Below are 25,354 nucleotides of genomic sequence, written 5' to 3' on the forward strand. Positions count from 1 at the left end.
CTGTCGGTACCTCGACCTGGTCATGGCCAGGCTCACCTCGAGACGGGGTAACCAGCCAATCGGAAGCAGATGATGAGCAGTTCTATCGATGTATTGAATCGCCCTGCGCCCTTGCCGCCTGTCGATCGCGTGGCCCCCCCGCCGATCTGGGTGGACATTCAGAGGGTGGAGCGGTTTCTCGACCAAAACGCGATCACGGCAGCGGATGGTCAAGGCCTGCCTTTGAGCCGCGAGTACCGGCGCCAGGTCATAGAGACCTTGCTGGGCCCCGAGGGGCAGGCGCGATTGGCGCAGAGCCGACCCTACTTCGACAGCCTGCTGCCGCATCCGCTGTCCGACCAGCCTGTCGATGCGCTGATCCAGTTGCTGGAAGCCTATGCGGCGTGGTTGCCGGGCGCACCCGTGCAGTTGGTGAACCTGGGCGAACGGCTACGCATGGACGAGCTGGTAATGGCGGCGATGGGTTTGCGCATGCGCAAGCAGAAAGCCGAGCGTACCGAGCTCAGCGAGCAACTGAAGAGCCTCACCGCGGAGCTGAAGATCTTCAGCGTGATCCAGTCCAAGGTCAACGTGGTCATGGCAGCCAAGGGCACCTTCGATCTTCAGGACCCGGGCTTCAACCTCTTCGACCCGAAGTTGTACGACCTGGATGCGGCTGCCTGGGAAACCAGCCCTGAACGCCGATTGCTTGCGTCGTACGGCAATGCAGCCGTGACGGTGCGGCAGTTCCTGGCAGACACGCCCACTGGCATTTCGCCCAACGGCAGTGATCGTCGTCCACACAGGGTCAGCGGACCGATGGATGGCCTGGAATCGCAATATACCTGGCACAAGGACAACAACCCGCTGGCCAACTTCTCCCAGGCCTTGAGCGATCGCACCCGCATCGTCAACGACAAGGTGACCGAGCAGACCACGCTGCTCAATGACGTGGGGTCGCGGTACACCACCTCCACCGAGGTGATGATGAAGTTCGTCGAGACGTGGTTCTCGATGCTGTCGAAGATTATGCAGAACTGAGGTGATTGATGACTGCAGCACAACAGACAGGCGCCGATGCCATCGAGGCCGAGGCGATCGAAGGTTTCTTCGCTGAGGGCGGCACGTTCGCCATGTTGCGCGGGATTGGCGCGGCACAGCTTGAAACGCTCTATGCCCAGGCAGTCGGCTTCTACCAGGCGGGGCGGTTGGAGGATGCCTTGACGATGTTCAAGGGGCTGGCGGCGCTCGACCACTACGACGCCCGGGCATTTCTCGGGGTGGCAGCCTGCTACCAGGCGTTGCAGCGTTATCAGGAGGCGTTACCGGCCTACGCCTACGGCGCAATGCTTGCACCGCACGACCCACGTTTCTGCTTGCATGCCGCTGAATGCCAACAGCATCTGGGTGACCTGGTTTCGGCCCGCAGCGGCTACGAACACGCGCAGGCGTTGGCAGAGAACGGTGAACAGGGTGGTTTGGCGAGCAGGGCACAGGGGCTACTTGAGGCATTGCGACAGAAGGAGGCTGCGAGCCATGCGAACTGAACACTTCGTCACTGAAGCGCGGGTGATCGCGGCTGCAAGCGAGATTGAAACGCCAATGACGGGCACGGCCGTCCGCTTGCCTGGCGATACCGGTATGGCCTCGGTAGCCACGCCATCCCGGCCTGATCGTAATGTCAGGTTGGACCCTCCGGTGATTCAGGAATCCCTGGCAACCGGACGCGACCTTCACGGCCTGCTCGATAAAAGTGTCGACCCCGGGCGCTCCATGCAGCCGGCATTGGCCACGCTACCCGATGTCGGAGCGTTGATACTCGGGCAGCTCGCCGGAGAGATTTCCGATGCCGAGCTGGATATCCGCCTCACTGAACTGCTGAGCCGGTTGGGCGCCCGCCAGACCGAACTCAACCTGCAGCAAGTTCGGCAGATGACCGAGCAGAACCGCCAGCAGATGGCGCTCAACGCACAGAAAATGGCAGAGGTGAGCCAGCGCCATCAGGACGCCGGCACGGCGAGTGTTTTTGCCAAGGTCTTCGGCTGGGCAGCGGCCATCGTGTCCATCGTGGTCGGCACGGTGATGGTTGCGACGGGCCTGGGCGCCGTGGCGGGCGCCCTGATGATCGCCGGTGGCGTCATGGGGGTCGTGTCCATGTCGTTGAACCAGGCAGCCGAGGACGGGCATATCTCCAAAGAAGTGATGAAGTACCTCGGGCCTGCGCTGATGGCGGTGGAAGTCGCCCTGGCCCTTGCCTCGGTGGTGCTCACCTGTGGCGGCAGCCTTGCAGTGGTCGCGGCCAAAGTGGCCGGCAGGGTGAGTGGCAAGGCTGCGCAGGTTGCCCTGTCGGTGGGCCAGAAAATCCAGAGTGTGGCCTCCAGCGGGGGCTCCTCGGTTGCCAGCGCGGGCACCCAGGCCAAGCTGCAGATGACCTTGACCGGTACCGGCATGGCGACCGCCACGCTGTCGGGCGCCGGTGAGGCGGCCAGTTCGGTGATGCAAGGGCTGGCGCTGCGCAGCGAGGCCCAACTGGCCGAAATGCGCCTGGTGCTGGAGCAGGGCCATGGCTATCTCGAGCAACTGGCCAAGGAACTTGAACAACTACTCGCAAAGAAGCAGCAACGCTTCGAGCAACTGCTGGAAATGTTGAGCGCACGCCACAAAGCCTGCGCGGACATCGCCTGTCGAAACGTCATCGCTTGATCAAGGAGCAATCATGAATCTGTCTATTACCAACATCGATCATATGCCCGCCCTGGATTCCCCATCACCGCTGATCGAGGGACACAATGCCGCGCAGCCGTTGTGGGCGATGCTGGCAATGCCGTGTCCGGCAGCGAGAGCGAAGATCTGCGCACGGCCAGGGCAAGTCGACCTGGATGCGCCACAGGCGATGCCTTGCAGCCAGGATCTTCAGAGCCTGCTGGCCATTCTCCGCGCTGCCATGCAGGTGCGCGACGGTAACGCGCAAGGGCGCAGGACCCAGGCTGAGGTCAGCGTGCAGGCCAGCAAGGAACAGATCGGCTGGATGAGAACCGCCAGCAACGCGCTGTTCGCCTCGGCGGCTGTCAGTGGTGCGTTGAGTGTTTTCACGTTGGCCAGTGGCACCATCGGCATGAGCCGAAACCTGGATGATGCGCGCATGATCAAAAGCCTGGAACAAGCCAACCATACCGCCAGATATGGTCAGTCTGGCGAGGTGACAATGGCCTCGAAAAAACAGATCGACTCGAATCGTATCGAGGTCAAGCATCTGCAGAACGGCATCGATACCCGCAACACCACCCTGCACACGTTCAATGGTGTGGCACAAAGCGGGGCTGCATTCGGCACCGGCATCGCCCTCGCCATCAAGTCGCTGCAGGATGTGTGGGCCAAGGAGCAGGAGCTTGAAGCAACGGTTGCCGACAACCAGAAGGAACTGTTCCAGCGCGGCACCGATGACCTGGCGAAAGTGATCGACCAGCTTCGCCAGCTCATCCAGGAGATCCTGCGTAACGACAACCAAGGATTCAGGGCCGCGGGCGTGATGGTATGAGCGCGTCGCGCAGCATGAACATCGACAGAGGCCGCGGTCTTTTCTTCCGGTATTTTGATAGAGGTTTGCAGAATGATTGAATCGGTTTCCACGGCTTGGGTATTTGGTGCCAGCCTGAATCCAGTCAATGAGCGTACTGACTGCGCACAGGTCAAGACCAGCGAGTCCGCGCAGCGCTTGGCCCGTCACGAGGAGCCGCAGAAACATGGCATCCTGATGCGGCTGTTCATTACGATTGCCGCGTTCTTCGGCTTTCGCACCGGTGGCCTGGCGGGTGGGACGCAGGCCACGGCCTCGGCGCCGTACGTGATGCGCTCACTCAACGAACAGATGGCCAAGGGACTCCCGGATGTCATGAGGTCGCAGGCAAGCGGAATACTGGCCAAGCAGGAAAGCCTGCCAACCGAGCAGTTCATGGCCAGCTATACGGAGCAGCTCACGGGCAGCAACATCATGCGTAACGCCAACTGCCTGCTGTCGAATGTCGTCAAGTTGGGCGAGCTTGTACCTGCGCTGAAGGTTGCGACGAGCATCAACGAGGTCGATATCGTCGGCGGATATTCTTTGAAGGAAGCCCAGTTCCCGGACAATATCGCACTGATGCAGAGCGACCCGAAGGCTGCCGCCAGGGTGCTCGATGCGGTAATGTTCCTGGCCTCGCGATTTGCCGAGTTTCCGGACCCCGAGCAGGTGGGACCTGAAGCGATGGTGGCGTTCGTCAAAGAGGTTGATGCCGAGTTCATTGAGTTGTTCGCCCAGAAGCCTGGGATGCAGGTACCAGCCGTCGTGGTGGATACACGCGAAGATGACCCTTCGGTGAAGGCCGACACTTTGGGCGGAGCGAGCGATGCTCAGCGTGTGAAACCTGAAGAAGTTTACGACACGACGACTGTCAGTCAGCCAGATCCGGTAACGTCGTTGAAGGCCATCAAGCTCGGCTTTGTCAAGATTGACGACGAGGTCGCTTTGCCAACGCGCAATGACTTCTACGCGACCATGAATTCGCTGCAGCGGCCGACCAGTCCGCTCTCCGAGTCGTTTGAGCATCTGGAGCATCTTGCCGAACATGGCAGTGCTGCCGAGAAGGCAATCGCTTCAATGGTCCTGGACCACCAGGCAATAGGGCAGTCCCACTCTTACGGCGATCTCTTCGGGCAGCGCAAGCTGGAGCCCAATCTGCTGCAGGCCCACTCCGCGCACTCGTTCGTGGACACGTTGCAGAAGAAGCTGGACGTGGCAGCACGCCTGCTAGGTGACCTGCAAGCCGCCCACGCGGCTTGAGTGCAACGCTGGCTGGGGGCTTCGGGCTTCAGCCAGCTCTTCGAACTCCCGCCCGCTCACCCCGTGTGAAACCAACCCAGGGTGATCATCGTCACCACGAGATAGCGCCCGCCCTTGGCCACGGTGACCAGCAGCACGAAGCGCCAGAAAGGCTCGCGCATGATCCCTGCGATCAAGGTCAGTGGGTCGCCGATCACCGGCATCCAGCTCAGCAGCAACGACCATTGCCCCCAGCGTTGGTAGCGCTGCTGGGCGCGCTCCAGCTGGCGGGCGCTGAACGGGAACCAGCGTTTGTCGCGCAGGTGCTCGATGGCCCGGCCCAGCAGCCAGTTGACGATGGACCCCAGCACATTGCCGAGCGTGGCGACCAGCAGCAGGGTTGCCCAGGCTTGCGGGTCGCGCAGCAGCAGGCCGACCAGCACCGCCTCCGATTGCAGTGGCAGCAGGGTGGCGGCGCCGAAGGCGCTGAGGAACAGCGCCCAGAGGCTGAGCATCAGTAGTTGGCGACCACGGTGTCGCGGTCGTCCAAGGTCACGCCGATGACCTGGTAGGCGTCCTTGTGGTCACCCATCTCCATGCCCGGCGAGCCCATGGGCATGCCGGGCACGGCCAGGCCCTTGAGGTCGGCGCGGCTGGCCAGCAGGCGCACCTGCTCGGCCGGCACATGGCCTTCGACGAACTTGCCGTTGATCACGCCGGTGTGGCACGACGCCAGGCGTGGCGCCACGCCCAGGCGCTGCTTGACCGCGCTCATGTTCGGCTCGACATGGTCGTTGACGGTGAAGCCGCTGTCGCCCAGGTGCTTGATCCACGCCTTGCAGCAGCCGCAGTTGGGGTCGCGGTAGACGTCGATGGTCTCGGCGGCCTGGGCCAGGCCGGTGATGGCCAGCAGGCCAAGGGTGAGCAGGTGTTTGCGCAGCATGGTGAAGCTCCTGTGAAACTAAACATATCTGGTTGATCAGCGCCGCTCCTGCAGGGACACTGGCAGCTCATAAAGGACCGGCGTCAAATTTCAGAAACGCAGGCGGACCCCGGCCACCAACCGGGTCTGGCCGATGTCCTCGTCATTTTCTCGGGCCTGGTCGGCGCGGTTGCCGTGCAGGCGGTTGAAGCTGACCCCGACGTAGGGCGCGAACGCGCGCGTGATCTCGTAGCGCAGGCGCAGGCCCACCTCGCTTTCGGCCAGCCCCGCGCCTTGTTCGCGCCCGCCGTCGTTGCGCCCGAAGAAGTTGGCTTCGACGGTCGGTTCGAGGATCCAGCGATTGGTCAGCAGCATAGCGTAACCGGCCTCCAGGCGCAGCGCGGTCTGCTGCCGCTCGCCGGCATAGGCGGTGGCTTCCAGCTCCAGGCCGTAGAGCGGCGTGCCCTGGATGCCGAAGGCTGCCCAGCTTTGGCCGCTGGCGGGCTTGAAGTCCTGGCGCACACCGCCGACCAGTTCCCACCAGGGGCTGATGGCATGGCCCCAGAGCGCCTGCAGCTCAGCTTTGTGGGTCTTGCCCTGTTCACGCTCACCCTCGCTGCGCAGCCACAGGCGGTCTATATCGCCGCCGACCCAGGCGGTAGCGTTCCAGTTCAGGGCGCCACTGTTTTCGAAGTTCTGGTACTCCAGCTGGTCGACGATCACTGCCCAGTTGGTTGCCCGGTCGTGCACCTGATGCCCTGGCAGGAGCGGGAAGGCGGCGCGGCGGTCGGCGTCGGTGACTACCGGCAAGGGTGTGCGTGGTTGGTCGGGGGGCGTCGCCGCGTGGTTCATCAGGCTGTGGTCCATGGGCATGCTGCCATGGTTCATCTGGCCGTGGTCCATTGGCATGGCGCCGTGGTTCTTATGGTCCATGCCCGCAGCCAGGGCCCGTTCGCTGGCCAGCAAGGCCATCAGTGCGACACCGGTAACGATACGGCGGTTGCAGTTCTCATTCATCGACCCGTACCTCGCGGAACATGCCGGTCTCCATGTGGTAGAGCAGGTGGCAGTGGTAGGCCCAGCGGCCCAGGGCGTCGGCGGTCACACGGTAGCTGCGCCGGCTGCCGGGAGGGATGTCGAGGGTGTGCTTGCGTACCAGGAAGCGCCCATGTTCATCTTCCAGGTCGCTCCACATGCCATGCAGGTGGATGGGGTGGGTCATCATGGTGTCGTTGACCAGGGTGATGCGCACCCGCTCGCCATACTTCAGACGCAGCGGCTCGGCATCGCTGAACTTGATGCCGTCGAACGACCAGGCGAAGCGTTCCATGTGTCCGGTCAGGTGCAGTTCGATGTCCTGTGACGGTTCGCGCCCGTCCGGGTCGGGATAGGGACTGCGCAGGTCGGCGTAGGTCAATACCCGGCGGCCATTGCCGCGCAGGCCGATGCCGGGGTCGGCGAGGTTGGCGCGGGGGGCCATGGTCTGCATGTCCACCAGCGGGTTGTCGGTCTCGCTGGTGGGGTGGCTTTGCATCATGGGCATGCCGGCCATGGCCGAGTGGTCCATGCCCGCCATGCTGCCGTGGTGCATCGCCGGCATGTTCGAATGGTCCATCTGGCCCATGCCGCCATGCCCCATGTCGTCCATGCTCAGCACCGGGCGTGGATCCGGCTCGGGTACTGGAGCCTGCAATCCAGCGGCGCGGGCCAGGGTGCCACGGGCGAAGCCGGTACGGTCCATGCTCTGGGCGAACAAGGTGTAGGCGGGCAGGTCGCCCACGGTGACCAGCACGTCATAGGTTTCGGCCACGGCGATGCGTAGTTCGTCCACGGTAACCGGGGTCACCGGCAGGCCGTCGGCGGCGATCACCGTGAGCTTCAGGCCGGGGATGCGAAAGTCGAAATAGGTCATCGCCGAAGCGTTGATAAGGCGCAGGCGCACGGTTTCGCCGGGCTGGAACAGGCAGGTGAAGTTGCCGTCCGGTGGCTGGCCGTTGAGCAGGTAGGTGTAGCCGGCAGCGCTGATGTCGGCGAGGTCGGTGGGGCTCATGCGCATCTTCGCCCAGGCCCAGCGGTTGTCGAGGGTGTTGCGCCAGCCGCTTTCGGCGACATCGTTTATGAAGTCACCCACCGTGCGCTTGTGGTAGTTGAAGGCGTCGGACTGTTTCTTCAGCGTAGCCATCAGCGCTTCCGGCGCCTGGTCCGACCAATCGCTGAACAGCAGTACATGGTCGCGCTGGTACCTGTGCGGCTCAGGCTCGCGGGGTTCGATGACGATGGCGCCGTACACGCCGGCCTGCTCCTGCAAGCCGGAGTGGCTGTGGTACCAGTAGGTGCCGCTCTGGCGCAGGGTGAACTGGTAGAGGTAGTCGCCGCCCGGTTCGATGCCGGCGAAGCTCAGCCCCGGCACGCCGTCCATGTTGGCCGGCAGGATGATGCCGTGCCAGTGGATCGAGGTGGGCTGGTCCAGGCGGTTGCGCACGCGCAGGGTCACGATGTCGCCTTCGCGCCAGCGCAGCTGCGGGCCGGGCAGGCTGGCGTTGATGGTCTGCGCGGTGCGTGGGCGGCCGGTGATATTGACCGGGGTCTGGCCGATGAACAGTTCGAACTGCTGGCCACTCAGGTCGTGCAGCGGCAAGCGCCCCTCTGCTGCCTGGGCCAGCGGGCGCCACAGGCCGAGGCCGGCCAGGGCGGTGGCGGCGCCCAGGCCCTTGACGAAGGTGCGGCGGGTTGGAGTCGGTGGCATGGCGTGCTCTCGCTACGAAACTGCCACCATCCTCGCCGCCAGTGCCTGTCAGCTGGCTGAGGCGCGGATTACAGATTTGTCAGGCAGCCGTCTCGGCGCTTTCCAGGTCGCGCATCAGCAAGCCGAACTCCAGGGATACCTGCTCGGGGATCGGCAGGTAGACCACATGGCCATCGCCCGGCGCCACTTCGATGGCCTGCTGCTGACGGTTGCGCAGGCGGTGCAGGTCGAAATGGTAGTTGCCACGCGGAGTCATCAGTTCCAAGTGATCGCCCACGGCGAAACGGTTCTTCACCTTGACCTCGGCCAGGCCATCGACCCGCGCCCCGGTCAGCTCGCCGACGAACTGCTGGCGCTCGGACACCGAGTTGCCGCGCTGGTAGTTCTGGTACTCGTCGTGCACATGGCGGCGCAGGAAGCCTTCGGTGTAACCGCGCTGGGCGAGGGATTCGAGGCTGGCCATCAAGCCGCGGTCGAACGGCCGTCCGGCCACGGCGTCATCGATGGCCTGGCGGTAGGACTGCACGGCGCGGGCGCAGTAGAAGTGCGATTTGGTACGGCCCTCGATCTTCAACGAATGCACGCCCATATGTGCCAGGCGCTCGACGTGCTGGATGGCGCGCAGGTCCTTGGCGTTCATGATGTAGGTGCCGTGCTCGTCCTCGAACGCCGGCATTTCTTCGCCCGGGCGGTTGGACTCCTGCAACAGGAACACCTGGTCAGTGGGGGCGCCTATGCCCAGCGTGGGTTCGAATTCGCGGACGATGTCGCCGGTAGCGTTCTCGGTGGCCGGGGTCGCCTCATACTTCCAGCGGCAGGCATTGGTGCAGGTGCCCTGGTTGGCATCGCGCTTGTTCAGGTAGCCTGACAGCAGGCAACGCCCGGAGTAGGCCATGCACAGCGCGCCATGCACGAACACCTCCAGTTCCATCTCTGGCACCTGCTGGCGGATCTCCTCGATCTCTTCCAGCGACAGCTCCCGCGACAGGATCACCCGGGTCAGGCCCATGCCCTGCCAGAACTTCACGCTGGCCCAGTTCACCGTGTTGGCTTGCACCGAGAGGTGGATGGGCATCTGCGGGAAATGCTGGCGCACCAGCAGGATCAGCCCAGGGTCGGACATGATCAGCGCATCCGGGCCCATCTCGATCACCGGCGCCAGGTCCTTGAGGAAGGTCTTGAGCTTGGCATTGTGCGGGGCGATGTTGACCACCACGTAGAAGCGCTTGCCCAGGGCCTGCGCCTCCTGGATGCCGAGGGCCAGGTTGGCATGGTCGAATTCGTTGTTGCGCACCCGCAGGCTGTAGCGCGGCTGGCCGGCGTAGACCGCGTCGGCGCCGTAGGCGAAGGCATAGCGCATGGTCTTGAGAGTACCGGCGGGGGCGAGCAGTTCGGGCTTGGCGGGAGAGGTCATGGTGCGCACCGGGGCAAAAGGCGCGGATGCTAAGGCGGCGGCGCCTTGCAAGTATTGATCTGGGTCAACGGCACTTTTACCGATGCGCAGCGCACTAAATGGTTGAGCCCTCGAGGAACGCCGATGAACGAAACCGTACTGCAGAACAAAGCCCTGACCGTGTTGTTGGCCCTGGTGACCATCGCCTTCATCTGGATCATGTTGCCGTATTCCGGCGCGATCTTCTGGGCGGTGATCCTCGGCATCCTCTTCGCACCGCTGCAACGCCACCTGTTGCTGCGCTGTGGCGGGCGACGCAACCTGGCGACGGCGTTGGCCCTGGCCACCTGCTTGCTGGTGGCGGTGCTGCCGGTGATCATCATCAGCGCCCTGCTGGTGCAGGAGGGGGCAGCGTTGTACCAGCGCATCGAGAGTGGCCAGCTGGATATCGCCGGCTATATCGAACGGGGCAAGGACATGTTGCCGGCCTATGCCCAGCATTTCCTCGACCGCATGGGCATGGGCAACCTCGATGGCCTGCGCGACAAGATCACCAAGTGGGCGACCCAGGGCAGCCAGTTCCTCGCCGGCCAGGCGTTCAGCTTCGGCCAGGGCACCTTCGAGTTCCTGGTGAGCTTCGGCATCATGCTCTACCTGCTGTTCTTCTTCCTGCGCGAGGGGGCGGAGCTGGCGCGCAAGGTGCGCCAGGCGGTGCCACTGCCCGAGCAGCAGAAACGCCGTCTGCAGCTGAAGTTCAAGCGCGTGGTGCGGGCCACGGTCAAGGGCAACCTGCTGGTGGCGATCACCCAGGGTGCGCTGGGCGGGCTGATCTTCTGGATACTGGGCATTCCCAGCGTGCTGGTGTGGGCGGTGCTGATGGCGTTCCTGTCATTGCTGCCGGCAGTGGGCGCGGGGATCGTCTGGGGGCCGGTGGCGCTGTACTTTCTGCTGACCGGGGCGATCTGGCAAGGGATCGTGCTGACCGCGTTCGGTGTGCTGGTGATCGGCCTGGTGGACAATCTTCTGCGACCGATCCTGGTGGGCAAGGACACGCGCATGCCGGATTACCTGGTATTGGTTTCGACCCTGGGCGGGTTGGCGGTGTTCGGGCTCAACGGGTTTGTGATCGGGCCGTTGATCGCGGCGCTGTTCATTTCCAGTTGGGCGATCTTCGCCTCGACCAAGCCGCAGGTGCAGTTGCCGTCTTGAATGGGGCGCAAGGCGCCCCCCCGGGGTCAACGGAAGCTGTAGGAAACCCCGGTATAAACCCCGAACCCTTCCCCCGGCGTCGAGCGGGCGATGTCCTGCCCGGCATCGTTGTACCCCGGCGTCACCGTCGCCGCGTAACGCTTGTTGGTCAGGTTGCGCAAGTCCAGCCAGGTCTGCCAGTCGCGCTTGGGCGAGTCCCAGCCCAGCCGCGCGCCGAGCAGGGCGTAGGCGTCGGCGTGGTAGCTGTTGGCATAGTCCACCTGCACCTTGGAGGCCATCTGCGTGTTCACCCCCGCGTAGAAGCCCGCCGGCCAGTCGTAGCGCAGTTCGGCCTGGTAGTAGTGCATGGGGATGCCGGGCAGGCGGTTGTCGCCGAAGCGGTCGTCGTCGCGGTAGTGGAAATCGCTGAAGGTGTAGGCCTGGCGCAGGCTGAGCTTGCCGGTGCCGGGTTGATCCCAGAGGAGGCTGTCCAGGCCGGCTTCGATACCTTGGTGCACGGTGGGGCTGGCATTGAATTCCTTGAACGGCAAACCTTGTACGACTTCAACGTTCAGCAGCTCATGACGTACCTGGGCGTAGTACCAGGCCAGGTCCCAGCGCCCCAGCGCCGAATCACCGCGGGCACCCAGTTCCAGGGTGGTGGCGGTCTGGTTCTGCATCTTCATCGGCTGGTTGGCGACTGGCGCACTCCAGACCAGCGACCACGGGTGTGGTGGCTCCACCGAGCGACTGAGGTTGCCGTAGACCTGCAGGTCCGGGCGGATGTCGTAGCGCAGGCCTAGGCGTGGGGCGTAGTCCCAGTCATGCTGGCTGACCTTGCCGCCACTGGATGGGTAGGTTACGTCGCTTTCGCGGCGGGTGTAGATCATCGCCAGGCCCGTGCTCAGCCACAGGTTCGGAATCAGCTCCAGGTCGTTGCCTGCATGCAGCACGGTATCTGAACCCTGGTAGCTGAAGTCGCGGGTGCGGGCGCCAAAGTTGTCGCCGCCGGGGCGGGCGAACTGCGAGGCGCCGCTGTTGGGCAGGTGCTTGGTGGTGCGCCAGCCTAGCGTGGTCTTGCTCTCATGGCCAAACAGGGTGTCACGACGCAAGTAGTTCAGCGTGCCGCTGACATCGGTGTAGGCGACCTTCAGGCGCATCGGACCTTCACGCAGGTCCATCGGGTAGTCGTGATAGACCAGCCCCGCCTCCAGGCGCGAGTCGTCATCCAGGAAAAAGGTGGTCTTGTTGCCCACCCAGGTGCTGCCCGGTTGCGGGCGGCTGTCATCGCGGGCCAGGTAGGCCGGGTTTGCCGCGCGCGGATCGTGCTTGATCTGGTCCTTGGTCAGGCGCCCGGCCAGGTCGTTCTCGGTCTCGCGGTAGCGCAGGTAGAAGCGCGTCTCCAGGTTCGGGTTGAAGCGGTAACCGACGTTGGCGGCGATGCCCTTGGCGCTGCCGCTGCTGTGCCGCTGGAAGCCGTCGTACTCGGCGTCGGTAAGCGCTACGTAATAGTCGAGGTTGCCCAGCACCTGCCCGGAGCTGATGTGCCGGCGCTGGTAGCCACGGCTGCCGACTTCGTAGCGCACCTGCAAGGGCGCGGCATCGTAGCCGGTGTGGGTCACGTAGTTGATCGCGCCGCCCAGCGCCAGCGAGCCCTGGGCGAAACCGTTGGCACCGCGCAGCACTTCGGCGCGGCTCAGCCACAGCGGTTCGAACAGCTCATAGGGCGTGCCGCCGGGACCTGTCAGCGGCAGGCCGTCGAACATCGTGTAGACGCCCGAACCGTGGGCACCCGGCGCACGGTTGATGCCCGAACCACGGATCGACAGCTTGATGCCGTCGTTGCCCGCCGACTGGGCGAACACTCCCGGCTGGTAGGCCAGCACATCCTGATTGGTCGCCACCCGGCCCTGGCCCACCTTGTCCATGTCCACCAGGTTGCTGGCGCCGGGGATTTCACGCAGGTGATCGGCGGCGGCTTCCAACTCGGACTGTTGATGGTCCTGGATCAGCACCTGGTCGAGTTCGACGCGGTTGGCGGCCTGGGCGGAGCTGGCGACGAACAGGGCCAGCAGGGAGTAGGGCAGGGTGGGGCGCATGGGGACGAGGTTCCAGATCGGGTGCGGGAGTCTGACGCTGCAAAGGGCAGACGAAGCACAGTGGTCGATCTGTAATAGCCATGGGGCTGCGTTGCAGCCCTTTCGCCGGCAAGCCGGCTCCCACAGGGATCGCTGTTGTTCTGTGGGAGCTGGCTTGCCGGCGAAAGGGCCGCAAAGCGGCCCCAAAAAAGAACACCCCGCCGAGGCGGGGTGTCTTGTGTTGCTGTCAGCCGATCAACCGATCAGTTGCAATCCAGCCTGCTGCACCATCTCCAGCAGCGGCTGCGGGTACACGCCCAGCACGAAGGCAAGGATCGCGATGGCCAGCAGCATTACGCCGCCGGTGCGCTGTTCCCACTTCAGCGGGGCGTCGTGGCGACGCAAGTTCGGCTCGACCAGGTACAGGGTGACCATGACACGCAGGTAGTAGTACACGCCGATGGCGCTACCGATCACCAGGGCGCCGACCAGCCACCACAGGTGCGACTCGACGCCGGTGGCGATGATGTAGAACTTGCCGATGAAGCCTGCGGTCAGCGGGATACCGGCCAGCGACAGCATCATCACGGTCAGTACCGCGGTCAGGTACGGACGGCGCCAGAACAGGCCGCGGTACTCGTACAGGGCGTCGGCGTCACGGCCGGCGTATGGCGAGGACATCAGGGTGATCACGCCGAAGGCGCCGAGGCTGGTGATCACGTAGGTGACCAGATACACGCCCATGGCTTCCAGGGCCAGACCCTTGCTGGCGACCAGGGCGATGACCAGGTAGCCGAAGTGGGCGATGGACGAGTAACCGAGCAGGCGCTTGAGGTTGCTCTGGGTCAGCGCCAGCAGGTTGCCGATGATGATCGACGCCACGGCGATGACTGCCAGTACGGTGCTCAGCACGCCGCTGCTGGCGGCGGGGGAGAGCATGAACAGGCGCACGACCACGGCGAATACCGCGACCTTGCTGGCGGTGGCCAGGAACGCGGCGACCGGCGCCGGGGCGCCTTCGTACACGTCCGGGGTCCACAGGTGGAACGGTACCAGCGACAGCTTGAAGGCCAGGCCCACCAGCATCATGCCCAGGCCCAGCTGCGCCAGCAGGCTCGGCATGCTGGTAGCGGCCAGGGCCTTGCCCAGCTGGTCGAAGGTCAGGGCGCCGGCGTCGGCATACAGCAGCGCCATGCCGAACAGCAGGAAGGCGGAGCCGGCGGCCGACAGCACCATGTACTTGATGCCGGCTTCCAGCGAGCGCTTGTTGAAGAACGCATACGCCACCAGGCCGTAGACCGGCACCGACAGCAGCTCCAGGCCGATGAACAGGCCGGCCAGGTGGTTGGCGCTGACCAGCACCAGGCCACCCAGTGCCGACATCAGCAGCAGCAGGTACAGCTCTTCACGGTTGCCTGGGAAGCCTTTGGAGCCTTCGCCGAGGTAGGCGTGGGCGAGGGTGACGCAGGCCAGGGTGGCCACCAGGATGATCGCCATGTACAGGCAGGCGAACTTGTCGATGGTCACCAGCGAGGTCACCGCCAGGGGCGCGACCTTCAGCGCCGGCAGGATCGACAGCAGGGCCAGGTTAAGGCCCACGGTGGACAGCAGGAAGGTCTGCGAGTGGTTGCGCTTCCAGGCGATCGCCAGCATCACCACCACCGTGGTGATGGTGGTGATCAGCATCGGCGCCAATGCGATGAAGTGTTGAGTGGTGAATTCCATAGCGCTCTTACCGGGCCGAAGCGAGTTGAGTGAAAGCGGAACCGAGCCACTGCTGCACACCGCTCATGGTGGCGGCAGAGGTGTCGAGGAACGGCTGCGGATACACGCCCAGCAGGATCAAGAGGCCAGCCAGGCCCAGCACCATGATCAGCTCGCGACTGTCCATGCCGGCCAGCACGGTGTCGGCCTTGGCCGGGCCGAAGTAGGCGCGGTGGATCATGATCAGCGAGTACACCGAGCCGAACACAAGGCCGGTGGTGGCGATCACGGTGATCCATGGGACGTGGGCGAAGCTGCCGATCAGGATCAGGAACTCGCCGACGAAGTTGCCGGTACCCGGCAGGCCCAGTGAGGCGGCGGCGAAGAACAGGCTGATGGCTGGCAGATAAGCGATGCGGTGCCACAGGCCACCCATCTCGCGCATGTCACGGGTGTGCAGGCGCTCGTACAGCTGGCCGGCCAGGATGAACAGCGCGGCGGCCGACAGGCCGTGGGCCAGCATCTGGATCACCGCGCCCTGCAGGGCCTGCTGGCTGCCGGAGTAGATGCCGATCAGCACGAAGCCCATGTGCGAGACGCTGGAGAAGGCCACCAGGCGCTTGATGTCGGTTTGCGCGAAGGCCAGGAAGGCCCCGTAGAAGATACCGATCAGGCCCAAGGTCATGGCGATCGGCGCGAACTCGGCCGAAGCGTTCGGGAACAGCGGCAGGGCGAAGCGCAGCAGGCCGTAGGCCGCAGTCTTCAGCAGGATACCGGCCAGGTCCACGGAACCGGCGGTCGGCGCCTGGGCGTGGGCGTCCGGCAGCCAGGAGTGGAACGGCACCACCGGCAGTTTCACCGCGAAGGCGATGAAGAAGCCCAGCATCAGGATGTACTCGACGCCGGCCGGCAGTTCGGCCTTGAGCAGGTCGCTGTAATTGAAGGTGATTATGCCAGTGCTGTTGTAGTTGACCAGCACCAGACCGAGGATCGCCACCAGCATGATCAGGCCGCTGGCCTGGGTGAAGATGAAGAACTTGGTCGCCGCGTAGATCCGCGTCTTCTTGCCGTCCGACGAGCTGTGACCCCAGAGCGCGATGAGGAAGTACATCGGCACCAGCATCATTTCCCAGAAGAAGAAGAACAGGAACAGGTCCAGGGCCAGGAACACACCGACCACGCCGCCGAGAATCCACATCAGGTTGAGGTGGAAGAAGCCGACGTGGCGCTGGATCTCTTTCCACGAACACAGCACCGACAGCACGCCGAGCAGGCCGGTGAGCAGGATCATCAGCAGCGACAGGCCGTCGAGGGCCAGGTGGATGCTGATGCCGAAGCGCTTGATCCACTCGACCTTGTATTCGAGGGCCCAGGCCGGTTCGGCACCCGGCGCCGGGGCCAGTGTGTAGTTGCCGTTCGCCCACAGCCACAGGCCGATGCCGAGCAGCAGGGACATGGTCAGCAGCGCGATCCAGCGCGGCAGGGTGGAGCCGAAGCGCTCACCCAGCCAGCACAGGAAGCCGCCGATGAAGGGGATCAGGATCAGCCAAGGCAAAATCATGACGGGTTGGTTTCCTTTGGCAAAGTCGCAAGATTCATGGTCATACCGCGGCCACTACCACGGCACCGAGTACCAGTACGGCACCGACGGCGATCGAAGCGGTGTACCAGCGCAGCTGGCCGGTCTCGGTCTTGCTCATGGCGACGTGACCGCCGCGAGCCAGGCGAGGAATGAGGCCGATGCTGCGGTCAACCGGATCCTTGCGCAGGATGTGGCTGATCAGCAGGTAAGGTTTGACGAAGAGCTTGTCGTAGATCCAGTCGAAGCCCCAGGCGGCGAACCACCAGGCCGACAGGACGCGACCGATACCACTGTTGGCGATCGCGGTGACCAGGCGACGCTTGCCCAGGAACAGCAGGGCCGACAGCAGGATACCGGCGATGGCGATGGCGCCCGAGGCGATTTCCAGCGAGTGCTTGGCTTCGCCACCGGCGTGGCCGGCGCTTTCAGGCAGCACGCCTGCCAGTGGCGGGTGGATCCAGGCGCCGACGAAGGTCGACAGCACGATCAGCACGCCCAGCGGCAGCCAGTGGCTGATGCCGTGGCCGGCATGGGCTTCGGTCTTGGCTTCGCCGTGGAAGGCGATGAAGATCAGGCGGAAGGTGTACAGCGAGGTCATGAATGCGCCGACCAGGCCGGCGTACAGCAGGCCGCTGTTGCCGCTGGCGAAAGCTTCCCAGAGGATCTCGTCCTTGGAGTAGAAGCCCACGGTCAGGATCGGCAGGGCGGCCAGGGCGGCGCCACCGACCACGAAGCTGGCATAAGCCAGCGGCAGCTTCTTCCACAGGCCGCCCATCTTGAAGATGTTCTGCTCATGGTGGCAGGCGACGATCACCGCACCGGAGGCAAGGAAGAGCAGGGCCTTGAAGAAGGCGTGGGTCATCAGGTGGAAGATCGCCGCGTCCCAGGCGCCGACGCCCAGGGCCAGGAACATGTAGCCGATCTGGCTCATGGTCGAGTAGGCGAGGATACGCTTGATGTCGGTTTGCACCAGGGCGGCGAAGCCGGCCAGGACCAGGGTCACGCCGCCCACGACGCCAACCAGGTGCAGCACGTCCGGCGCCAGCAGGAACAGGCCGTTGGTACGGGCGATCAGGTACACGCCGGCGGTCACCATGGTGGCGGCGTGGATCAGTGCCGAAACCGGGGTCGGGCCGGCCATCGCGTCGGCCAGCCAGGTCTGCAGCGGCAGCTGGGCCGATTTACCGACCGCGCCACCCAGCAGCATCAGGGTCGCCAGGACCATCCAGGTGTCACCGGCCTGGAACTTCTGCGGCGCCAGTACCAGCAGTTCCTGCACGTTCAGGGTACCCAGCTGGACAAACAGGATGAACAGGCCGATGGCCATGAACACGTCGCCGATGCGGGTGACGATGAATGCCTTCAGTGCCGCGTTACCGTTGTTGCGGTTGCTGTAGTAGAAACCGATCAACAGGTACGAGCACAGGCCCACGCCTTCCCAGCCGAAGTAGATGAACAGCAGGTTGTCGCCCAGCACCAGGAACAGCATGCTGGCGATGAACAGGTTGGTGTACGAGAAGAAGCGCGAGTAGCCGGCTTCGCCACGCATATACCAGGAGGCGAACAGGTGGATCAGGAAGCCCACGCCGGTGACCACGCCCAGCATGGTGACCGACAGGCCATCCACGTACAGGGTGAAGTTCGGCGCGAAGCCGTCCACCGACATCCACTGCCATAGCAGCTGGCTGTAAGCGCCGCCTTCAGGCGGGGCGACGTTGAACTGCCAGATCACGTAGGCGGCGGTGGCCGCCGACAGACCGACCGAGCCGACGCCGATCAGCGCCGACAGGTTCTCGGACCAGCGGCCGCGCGAGAACGACAGCAGCAGGAAGCCGATCAGGGGGAATACGAACGTCAGGAAGATAAGGTTCATCCGCGCATCTCACTGGCAGCATCGATGTCGAGAGTGTGGAAGCGGCGATACAGCTGCAGCAGGATCGCCAGGCCAATGCTGGCCTCGGCGGCTGCCAGGCTGATCACCAGAATGAACATCACCTGGCCGTCGGGCTGGACCCAACGGGCACCGGCGACGATGAACGCCAGGGCAGCGGCGTTCATCATGACTTCCAGGCTCATGAGCACGAAGAGGATGTTGCGGCGGACCATCAGGCCAACCAGACCTAAGCAGAACAGGATGCCGGCGACCGCCAGACCATGCTCGAGAGGGATAGCACCCATGATTTACTCCTTCGCCTCGTTGCGGCCCAGGTGGAAGGCGGTGACGGCTGCCGCGAGCAGCAGCATCGACGCCAGTTCGACCACCAGCAGGTACGGCCCGAACAGGCTGATGCCGACCTCTTTGGCGCTGACGGTGGTACCGCTGATGGCGGCGCCCGACGGGGTGACGAACAGCACGTAGAGCAGCTCCAGCAGCAGCAGGGCGGCGAGGATCACAGGCCCCGCCCAGATGCCCGGCTTGAGCCAGCCACGCTCTTGGGCGACCGAGGCCGGCCCGAGGTTGAGCATCATCACCACGAAGACGAACAGCACCATGATGGCACCGGCGTAGGCGATCACTTCCAGGGCACCGGCGAAGGGGGCGCCGAGGGAGAAGAAGATCATCGCCACGGAAATCAGCGAGATGATCAGGTAGAGCAGGGCGTGCACCGGGTTGGTGCCGGTCACCACGCGCAGCGTGGAGACAACGGCGACACCGGATGCGAAGTAGAAAGCGAATTCCATCTTTCTGTCCTTATGGGAGCAAGCTCTTCACGTTGATCGGCTCGGCTTCGTTCTGTGCAGAGCCCTTCGGCTTGCCAGCGATCGCCATACCCGCAACACGGTAGAAGTTGTAGTCAGGGTTCTTGCCGGGGCCGGAGATCAGCAGATCTTCTTTCTCGTACACCAGGTCCTGACGCTTGAACTCGGCCATTTCGAAATCCGGAGTCAGCTGGATCGCGGTGGTCGGGCACGCCTCTTCGCACAGGCCGCAGAAGATGCAGCGCGAGAAGTTGATGCGGAAGAACTCGGGGTACCAACGGCCGTCCTCGGTCTCGGCCTTCTGCAGCGAGATACAGCCGACCGGGCAGGCCACCGCGCAGAGGTTGCACGCCACGCAGCGCTCCTCGCCGTCGGGGTCGCGGGTGAGGACGATGCGGCCACGGTAGCGCGGCGGCAGGTACACGGGTTCTTCGGGGTACTGCAGGGTGTCGCGCTTGCGGAACCCGTGGGAGAACACCATTGCCAGGCTGCGCAGCTGGGTGCCGGTGCCCTTAACGATGTCGCCGATATACTTGAACATGGGTCAAATCCTCACTGGGCCGCGACGGCTGGCGTGTTGTAAAGCACGATCGCAGCGGTCACCAGCAAATTGATCAGGGTCAGCGGCAGGCAGAACTTCCAGCTGAAGTCCATCACCTGGTCATAGCGTGGGCGCGGGATCGAGGCGCGCAGCAGGATGAACAGCATGATGAAGAACGCGGTCTTCAGGGCGAACCACAGGAACGGTACCTGCGGCAGCAGGCCGAACGGGCCGTGCCAGCCACCGAAGAACAGGGTCACCAGCAGCGCCGAGATGAGGATGATGCCGATGTACTCACCGACGAAGAACATGCCCCATTTCATGCCGGCGTATTCGATGTGGTAGCCGTCGGCCAGTTCCTGTTCCGCTTCCGGCTGGTCGAACGGGTGACGGTGGGTCACGGCGACGCCAGCGATGAAGAAGGTGCAGAAGCCGAAGAACTGCGGAATGATGAACCACAGGTTCTGGGCCTGGTAGTCAACGATGTCGCGCATGTTGAACGAACCCACCTGCACTACCACGCCCATCAGCGCCAGGCCCAGGAACACTTCGTACGACACGGTCTGCGCCGAGGCCCGCAGGCTGCCGAGCAGGGCGTACTTGTTGTTCGACGACCAGCCGGCGAACAGCACGGCGTAGACCGACAGGCCGGCCATGGCGAAGAAGAACAGCAGGCCGATGTTCAGGTCGGCCACGCCCCAGCCCGGGGTGATCGGGATGATCGAGAAGGCGATCAGCAGCGCACTCATGGCCACCACAGGCGCCAGGGTGAAGATCATCTTGTCGACGAAGGGCGGGTTCCAGTCTTCCTTGAAGAACATCTTCAGCATGTCGGCGGCGATCTGGAACATGCCGAACGGGCCGACGCGGTTCGGGCCGTAGCGGTCCTGCCACCAGCCCAGCAGGCGACGCTCGACGAAGCTGAGCAGCGCGCCGCAGACCACCACGGCCAGCAGCACCACGATGGCCTTGACGACCTGAATGATCACATCGATCACTTCGGGGGTGAACCAGCTCATTGTGCTGCCTCCTGCAGGCCTTCGACGGCTGCACCGAAGATGGCGGGCGGAATGCCGGCCAGGCCTTTGGGCAACGCAACCAGGCCAGCGCCCAGTTCTTCATTGATACGCAGCGGCAGGCGCAGTGACACGCCGGCCACGTTCAGGCTCAGCATCGCACCGTCGTTGACGCCCAGGCGGTCGGCTTCGGACTTGGCCAGGCCGACGTAGGCGGCCGGAATGCGCTCCTGCACCGGGGCGGCGCGGGAGGAGGACTCTTCGCTGCCGAACAGGTGGAAGAACGGTACCGCGGTCCAGGTGCCGCGAGCCGGGTTGAACGCGCCCGGGATGGCGCTGAACCAGCTCAGGCGATCGCCTTGCGACTCGATCAGGCGCACGCCCGGGTCACCGGCACGCAGATGGCCACCGACTTCGTCCTGGAACTTGTTCCAGGCTTGCGGCGAGTTCCAGCCCGGCGACCAGGCGAACGGCACCTGCTGGCGCGGTTCGGCCGAGCCCGAGTAGCCTTCCATGGAGAAGGCGAACGCGGTGTCCTTGTCCTGTGGGGTACGCGGCTCGTGCACGCTGATGTTGGCGCGCATGGCGGTACGGCCAGAGTAGCGCAGCGGCTCGCGGGCCAGTTTCATGCCCTTGATGCGGAATGCGGCGCTTGGCGCTGCGTTGACAATGCCGGCCAGTTGCGGGGCGGCTTCGGCGCAGGCGCTGGTGACGTGGTCCAGTTGGGTCCAGTCCACCGGCTTGTTCAGCAGGGTCGCACGCAGGGCGTGCATCCAGCGCCAGCCTTCGTGGATCTGGATGCTGCTGTCCAGGTACTGTGGGTCGAACACCTGGAAGAAGCGCTGGGCACGGCCTTCCTGGCTGACCAGGGTGCCGTCGCCTTCGGCGAACGAGGCGGCTGGCAGCACCAGGTGGGCGCGGTCGACTGTTGGGGTTTTCGAGTGGTCGGCGACGATCACCACCTTGGCCGCGGCCATGGCTGCGTCGACCTTGGCGGCCGGTACGCGGGCGTACAGGTCGTTTTCCAGCACGACGATGGCGTCGGCCTTGCCGCTGATCACGGCGTCCAGCGCCGCGTCGACGGACTCACCGCCCATCATCGCCATGCCCAGGCTGTTGGCCTCAGGCACGACCAGGCTCAGCGAACCGTTCTTCTCGCGCAGCTTGAGGGCCTTGGCGATGTTGGCGGCGGCTTCGATCAGCGCAGGATCCGCCAGCGAGGTACCGGCGACCACCAGCGGGCGGTTGGCAGCGACCAGGGCGTCGGCGATGCGCTGGGCCAGGGCCTTGGCTTCAGTGTCCAGGCCTTCGACGGCAGGGGCGCTTGGGTCGATGGCGTGGGCCACGGCGAAACCGATGCGGGCGAGGTCCGCAGGTGCGGCGTGTACACACTCTTCGGCCACGTCGTCCAGCTTGGTTTCAGCCAGCGAAGCGATGAACAGCGGGTACAGCGCGTGCTGGCCGATGTTCTTCACCGCGGCGTCCAGCCAAGGCTGCACGCGCATGGCGTCGGCCATGGCCTCGGCCTTGCCCTTGGTGGCCTGGCGCACGGCCAGGGCAACACGGGCGGCGGTCTGGGTGAGGTCTTCGCCGAGCACGAACACGGCGTCGTGGTCTTCGATGTCGCGCAGGGTCGGCACCGGCAGCGGGCTGTCGTTCAGCACGTTCAGCGCCAGGCGCACGCGGGCCAGTTCGCCAGCTTCCATACCGGAGTAGAAGTATTCGGCACCGACCAGCTCGCGCAGGCCGTAGTTGCTCTCGAGGCTGGCGCGTGGCGAGCCGATACCGACGATGGTGCGGCCGCGCAGCAGGTCGGCGGCCTTGTCCAGCGCGGCGTCGAGGGACAGCTTGGTGCCATCGGCCAGGTGTGGCTGGCGTGGGCGGTCCTTGCGGTTGACGTAGCCGTAGCCGAAGCGGCCGCGGTCGCACAGGAAGTACTGGTTCACCGAGCCGTTGAAGCGGTTCTCGATGCGGCGCAGTTCGCCGTAGCGCTCGCCGGGGCTGATGTTGCAACCGCTGGAGCAGCCATGGCAGATGCTCGGGGCGAACTGCATGTCCCACTTGCGGTTGTAGCGCTCGGAGTGGGTCTTGTCGGTGAACACACCGGTCGGGCAGACCTCGGTGAGGTTGCCGGAGAACTCGCTTTCCAGCACGCCGTCTTCGACGCGACCGAAGTACACGTTGTCGTGGGCGCCGTACACGCCCAGGTCGGTGCCGCCGGCGTAGTCCTTGTAGTAGCGCACGCAGCGGTAGCAGGCGATGCAGCGGTTCATCTCGTGGGCGATGAACGGGCCGAGGTCCTGGTTCTGGTGGGTACGCTTGGTGAAACGGTAGCGGCGCTCGTTGTGGCCGGTCATTACCGTCATGTCTTGCAGGTGGCAGTGACCGCCTTCCTCGCACACCGGGCAGTCGTGCGGGTGGTTGGTCATCAGCCATTCGACGACGCTGGCGCGGAACGCCTTGGACTCTTCGTCTTCGATGGAGATCCAGGTGCCGTCGGAGGCAGGGGTCATGCAGGACATGACGATACGACCACGGGTGTCGTTCTCGTCGGTGTACTGCTTGACCGCACACTGCCGGCAGGCACCGACGCTACCGAGCGCCGGGTGCCAGCAGAAATAGGGGATGTCGAGGCCGAGTGACAGACAGGCCTGTAACAGGTTGTCCGCACCGTTGACTTCGAGCGCTTTGCCGTCTACGTGGATAGTGGCCATTGTTCAAAGTTCTTCGTTGGCCCGCATGAGCGGGCGTGGCTAATGGAAATCTGTACGCCTGTGGCACGCCACGCTTCATGCGGGCCGGCCTGCAGGCTGGCGGGTGGCACGGACCACCCGCGTTCTATCTTTTTATGCGCCGACCACAATCGGCTTCGCCAGGTTCGGGCGCAGAGTGTCGGTAGCAGTTGCTGGCGCGACACCGGCCTCGAACTCGGACCTGAAGTATTTGATGGCACTGCCCAACGGCTCGACGGCACCTGGTGCGTGAGCACAGAAGGTACGGCCTGGGCCGAGGAAGTTGACCAGCCCCAGCAGCGTCTCGATGTCTTCGGCGCGGCCCTGGCCGTTTTCCAGTGCGCGCAGCATCTTCACGCTCCACGGCAGGCCGTCACGGCAAGGGGTGCACCAGCCGCACGATTCGCGGGCGAAGAACTCTTCCATGTTGCGCAGCAAAGACACCATGTTGACGCTGTCGTCGACCGCCATGGCCAGGCCGGTACCCATACGGGTGCCGACCTTGGCGATGCCACCCGCATACATCTGCGCATCGAGGTGCTCGGGCAACAGGAAGCCGGTACCGGCGCCACCAGGCTGCCAGCACTTGAGCTTGAAGCCGTCGCGCATGCCGCCGGCGTAGTCCTCGAACAGCTCGCGGGCGGTGACGCCGAACGGCAGCTCCCACAGGCCCGGGTTCTTCACCTTGCCGGAGAAGCCCATCAGCTTGGTGCCGTGGTCTTCGCTGCCTTCGCGGGCCAGCGACTTGTACCAGTCGTTGCCGTTGGCGACGATGGCCGGCACGTTGCACAGGGTCTCGACGTTGTTCACGCAGGTCGGCTTGCCCCACACGCCGACGGCGGCCGGGAAGGGCGGCTTGGAGCGCGGGTTGGCGCGACGGCCTTCGAGGGAGTTGATCAACGCGGTTTCTTCACCGCAGATGTAACGCCCGGCACCAGTGTGCACGAACAGCTCGAAGTCGAAGCCCGAACCGAGGATGTTCTTGCCCAGCAGGCCGGCGGCCTTGGCTTCATCGATGGCGCGGTTGAGGTTCTTCGCCGCGGTGGTGTATTCGCCACGCAGGAAGATGTAGCCACGGTAGGCCTTCAGCGCGCGGGCGCTGATCAGCATGCCCTCGACCAGCAGATGGGGCTGTTGCTCCATCAGCATGCGGTCTTTCCAGGTGTTGGGCTCCATTTCGTCCGCGTTGCACAGCAGGTAGCGGATGTTCATGGATTCGTCTTTGGGCATCAGGCCCCACTTCACGCCAGTGGGGAAGCCCGCGCCGCCACGGCCCTTGAGGCCGGAGTCCTTGACGCTCTGCACGATGTCGTCGGCGGACATGTCGGCCAGCGCCTTGCGCGCGGCGGCATAGCCGTTCTTCGATTCATACTCGGCCAGCCAGACCGGCTCGCCGTCGTCGCGCAGGCGCCAGGTCAGCGGGTGGGTTTCGGCCGAGCGCGCGATGCGGTTGGCCGGGCCGAAGGAAGTGATGGTCATACGTAACCCTCCAGCAGCTTGGAGACGCCGGCAGGTTGCACGTCGCCAAAGGTGTCGTCGTCGATCATCAGCGCCGGGGCCTTGTCGCAGTTGCCCAGGCAGCACACCGGCAGCAGGGTGAAACGCCCGTCCGCGGTGGTCTGGCCGAGGCCGATGCCCAGCTCGCTCTGGATCTGGCTGACCACCGACTCATGGCCGCCGATGTAGCAGACCATGCTGTCGCATACGCGGATGATGTGGCGGCCGACCGGCTGGCGGAAGATCTGGCTGTAGAAGGTGGCCACTCCCTCGACGTCGCTGGCGGGGATGCCCAGCACTTCGCCGATGGCGTAGATGGCGCCATCCGGCACCCAGCCGCGCTCTTTCTGCACGATCTTCAGGGCTTCGATGGACGCCGCGCGCGGGTCCTCGTAGTGGTGCATCTCGTGCTCGATGGCCGAGCGCTCGGTTTCGCTCAGGGCGAAACGGTCGGTTTGGATAAGCGTGCTGTTCATGC

At 64.5% G+C, this 25,354-nt stretch carries 22 protein-coding genes; 6 read left to right on the forward strand and 16 right to left on the reverse strand.

Annotated features, from left to right (window positions below):
- Positions 1–222: 222 nt before the first annotated feature.
- The 5 genes from ACQ4OD_RS03145 to ACQ4OD_RS03165 all read left to right on the forward strand — a co-directional run bounded on the left by ACQ4OD_RS03145 (position 223) and on the right by ACQ4OD_RS03165 (position 4,798).
- A complete protein-coding gene (locus ACQ4OD_RS03145; RefSeq protein WP_430943866.1) occupies positions 223–1,020 on the forward strand; it encodes a virulence-associated V antigen in 798 nt (265 codons plus the stop codon).
- Between the two features lie 8 nt (positions 1,021–1,028).
- Positions 1,029–1,526 carry a SycD/LcrH family type III secretion system chaperone gene (locus tag ACQ4OD_RS03150; RefSeq protein WP_430943867.1) on the forward strand — a complete coding sequence of 166 codons (498 nt, stop codon included), beginning with the start codon at positions 1,029–1,031 and terminating at the stop codon, positions 1,524–1,526.
- Between the two features lie 151 nt (positions 1,527–1,677).
- Positions 1,678–2,682: a type III secretion system translocon subunit SctE gene (gene sctE / locus ACQ4OD_RS03155; protein ID WP_430943868.1), complete on the forward strand. Its 1,005-nt coding sequence runs from the start codon at positions 1,678–1,680 to the stop codon at positions 2,680–2,682.
- A gap of 13 nt (positions 2,683–2,695) precedes the next feature.
- Positions 2,696–3,517 (forward strand): hypothetical protein, encoded by an 822-nt coding sequence (locus ACQ4OD_RS03160; RefSeq protein WP_430943869.1) that lies wholly within the window; start codon positions 2,696–2,698, stop codon positions 3,515–3,517.
- 72 nt (positions 3,518–3,589) lie between these two features.
- Positions 3,590–4,798 (forward strand): hypothetical protein, encoded by a 1,209-nt coding sequence (locus tag ACQ4OD_RS03165; RefSeq protein WP_430943870.1) that lies wholly within the window; start codon positions 3,590–3,592, stop codon positions 4,796–4,798.
- 56 nt (positions 4,799–4,854) lie between these two features.
- On the opposite strand, the gene ACQ4OD_RS03170 is transcribed toward ACQ4OD_RS03165, so the two are convergent.
- The 5 genes from ACQ4OD_RS03170 to yegQ all read right to left on the reverse strand — a co-directional run bounded on the left by ACQ4OD_RS03170 (position 4,855) and on the right by yegQ (position 9,859).
- Positions 4,855–5,292 carry a YqaA family protein gene (locus ACQ4OD_RS03170; RefSeq protein ID WP_139670009.1) on the reverse strand — a complete coding sequence of 146 codons (438 nt, stop codon included), beginning with the start codon at positions 5,290–5,292 and terminating at the stop codon, positions 4,855–4,857.
- Positions 5,292–5,720 carry a DUF411 domain-containing protein gene (locus tag ACQ4OD_RS03175; protein WP_139670011.1) on the reverse strand — a complete coding sequence of 143 codons (429 nt, stop codon included), beginning with the start codon at positions 5,718–5,720 and terminating at the stop codon, positions 5,292–5,294. The genes ACQ4OD_RS03170 and ACQ4OD_RS03175 overlap by 1 nt, the downstream gene beginning before the upstream one ends.
- A 90-nt stretch (positions 5,721–5,810) precedes the next feature.
- Complete coding sequence (locus ACQ4OD_RS03180) at positions 5,811–6,716, reverse strand: copper resistance protein B (protein ID WP_198753959.1); 906 nt, start codon at positions 6,714–6,716, stop codon at positions 5,811–5,813.
- Positions 6,709–8,445, reverse strand: coding sequence for a copper resistance system multicopper oxidase (locus ACQ4OD_RS03185; protein WP_430943871.1), 1,737 nt, complete (start codon positions 8,443–8,445; stop codon positions 6,709–6,711). The genes ACQ4OD_RS03180 and ACQ4OD_RS03185 overlap by 8 nt, the downstream gene beginning before the upstream one ends.
- A 79-nt stretch (positions 8,446–8,524) precedes the next feature.
- Positions 8,525–9,859, reverse strand: coding sequence for a tRNA 5-hydroxyuridine modification protein YegQ (gene yegQ, locus ACQ4OD_RS03190; protein WP_139670018.1), 1,335 nt, complete (start codon positions 9,857–9,859; stop codon positions 8,525–8,527).
- A 123-nt stretch (positions 9,860–9,982) separates the two neighbouring features.
- Between yegQ and ACQ4OD_RS03195 the strand changes: the two genes are divergently transcribed.
- Positions 9,983–11,047: an AI-2E family transporter gene (locus ACQ4OD_RS03195; protein ID WP_430943872.1), complete on the forward strand. Its 1,065-nt coding sequence runs from the start codon at positions 9,983–9,985 to the stop codon at positions 11,045–11,047.
- Between the two features lie 26 nt (positions 11,048–11,073).
- On the opposite strand, the gene ACQ4OD_RS03200 is transcribed toward ACQ4OD_RS03195, so the two are convergent.
- The 11 genes from ACQ4OD_RS03200 to nuoE all read right to left on the reverse strand — a co-directional run bounded on the left by ACQ4OD_RS03200 (position 11,074) and on the right by nuoE (position 25,352).
- Positions 11,074–13,125 (reverse strand): TonB-dependent receptor family protein, encoded by a 2,052-nt coding sequence (locus ACQ4OD_RS03200; protein WP_430943873.1) that lies wholly within the window; start codon positions 13,123–13,125, stop codon positions 11,074–11,076.
- A 234-nt stretch (positions 13,126–13,359) separates the two neighbouring features.
- On the reverse strand, positions 13,360–14,829 hold the full coding sequence (nuoN, locus tag ACQ4OD_RS03205; RefSeq protein ID WP_102685131.1) for an NADH-quinone oxidoreductase subunit NuoN: 1,470 nt from the start codon (positions 14,827–14,829) through the stop codon (positions 13,360–13,362).
- A 7-nt stretch (positions 14,830–14,836) separates the two neighbouring features.
- Positions 14,837–16,369: an NADH-quinone oxidoreductase subunit M gene (gene nuoM, locus ACQ4OD_RS03210; RefSeq protein WP_139670022.1), complete on the reverse strand. Its 1,533-nt coding sequence runs from the start codon at positions 16,367–16,369 to the stop codon at positions 14,837–14,839.
- Between the two features lie 40 nt (positions 16,370–16,409).
- Entirely contained in the window at positions 16,410–18,263 is a 1,854-nt protein-coding gene (gene nuoL, locus ACQ4OD_RS03215; RefSeq protein WP_102685133.1) for an NADH-quinone oxidoreductase subunit L, read from the reverse strand.
- Positions 18,260–18,568: an NADH-quinone oxidoreductase subunit NuoK gene (gene nuoK / locus ACQ4OD_RS03220; protein ID WP_023631349.1), complete on the reverse strand. Its 309-nt coding sequence runs from the start codon at positions 18,566–18,568 to the stop codon at positions 18,260–18,262. The genes nuoL and nuoK overlap by 4 nt, the downstream gene beginning before the upstream one ends.
- A 3-nt stretch (positions 18,569–18,571) precedes the next feature.
- Positions 18,572–19,072, reverse strand: coding sequence for an NADH-quinone oxidoreductase subunit J (nuoJ, locus tag ACQ4OD_RS03225; RefSeq protein ID WP_023631348.1), 501 nt, complete (start codon positions 19,070–19,072; stop codon positions 18,572–18,574).
- A 10-nt stretch (positions 19,073–19,082) separates the two neighbouring features.
- A complete protein-coding gene (gene nuoI, locus ACQ4OD_RS03230; RefSeq protein WP_003251442.1) occupies positions 19,083–19,631 on the reverse strand; it encodes an NADH-quinone oxidoreductase subunit NuoI in 549 nt (182 codons plus the stop codon).
- An 11-nt stretch (positions 19,632–19,642) separates the two neighbouring features.
- Positions 19,643–20,650, reverse strand: coding sequence for an NADH-quinone oxidoreductase subunit NuoH (gene nuoH, locus ACQ4OD_RS03235; protein ID WP_046855038.1), 1,008 nt, complete (start codon positions 20,648–20,650; stop codon positions 19,643–19,645).
- Positions 20,647–23,361 carry an NADH-quinone oxidoreductase subunit NuoG gene (gene nuoG / locus ACQ4OD_RS03240; RefSeq protein WP_111533048.1) on the reverse strand — a complete coding sequence of 905 codons (2,715 nt, stop codon included), beginning with the start codon at positions 23,359–23,361 and terminating at the stop codon, positions 20,647–20,649. Before nuoG ends, nuoH begins: the two co-directional genes overlap by 4 nt.
- Before the next feature lie 132 nt (positions 23,362–23,493).
- On the reverse strand, positions 23,494–24,858 hold the full coding sequence (gene nuoF / locus ACQ4OD_RS03245) for an NADH-quinone oxidoreductase subunit NuoF (protein ID WP_139670024.1): 1,365 nt from the start codon (positions 24,856–24,858) through the stop codon (positions 23,494–23,496).
- Positions 24,855–25,352: an NADH-quinone oxidoreductase subunit NuoE gene (nuoE, locus tag ACQ4OD_RS03250; RefSeq protein WP_012313767.1), complete on the reverse strand. Its 498-nt coding sequence runs from the start codon at positions 25,350–25,352 to the stop codon at positions 24,855–24,857. The genes nuoF and nuoE overlap by 4 nt, the downstream gene beginning before the upstream one ends.
- Positions 25,353–25,354: the final 2 nt, after the last annotated feature.

This window comes from Pseudomonas sp. WC1 (assembly GCF_050586565.1).
Classification (GTDB): Bacteria; Pseudomonadota; Gammaproteobacteria; order Pseudomonadales; family Pseudomonadaceae; genus Aquipseudomonas.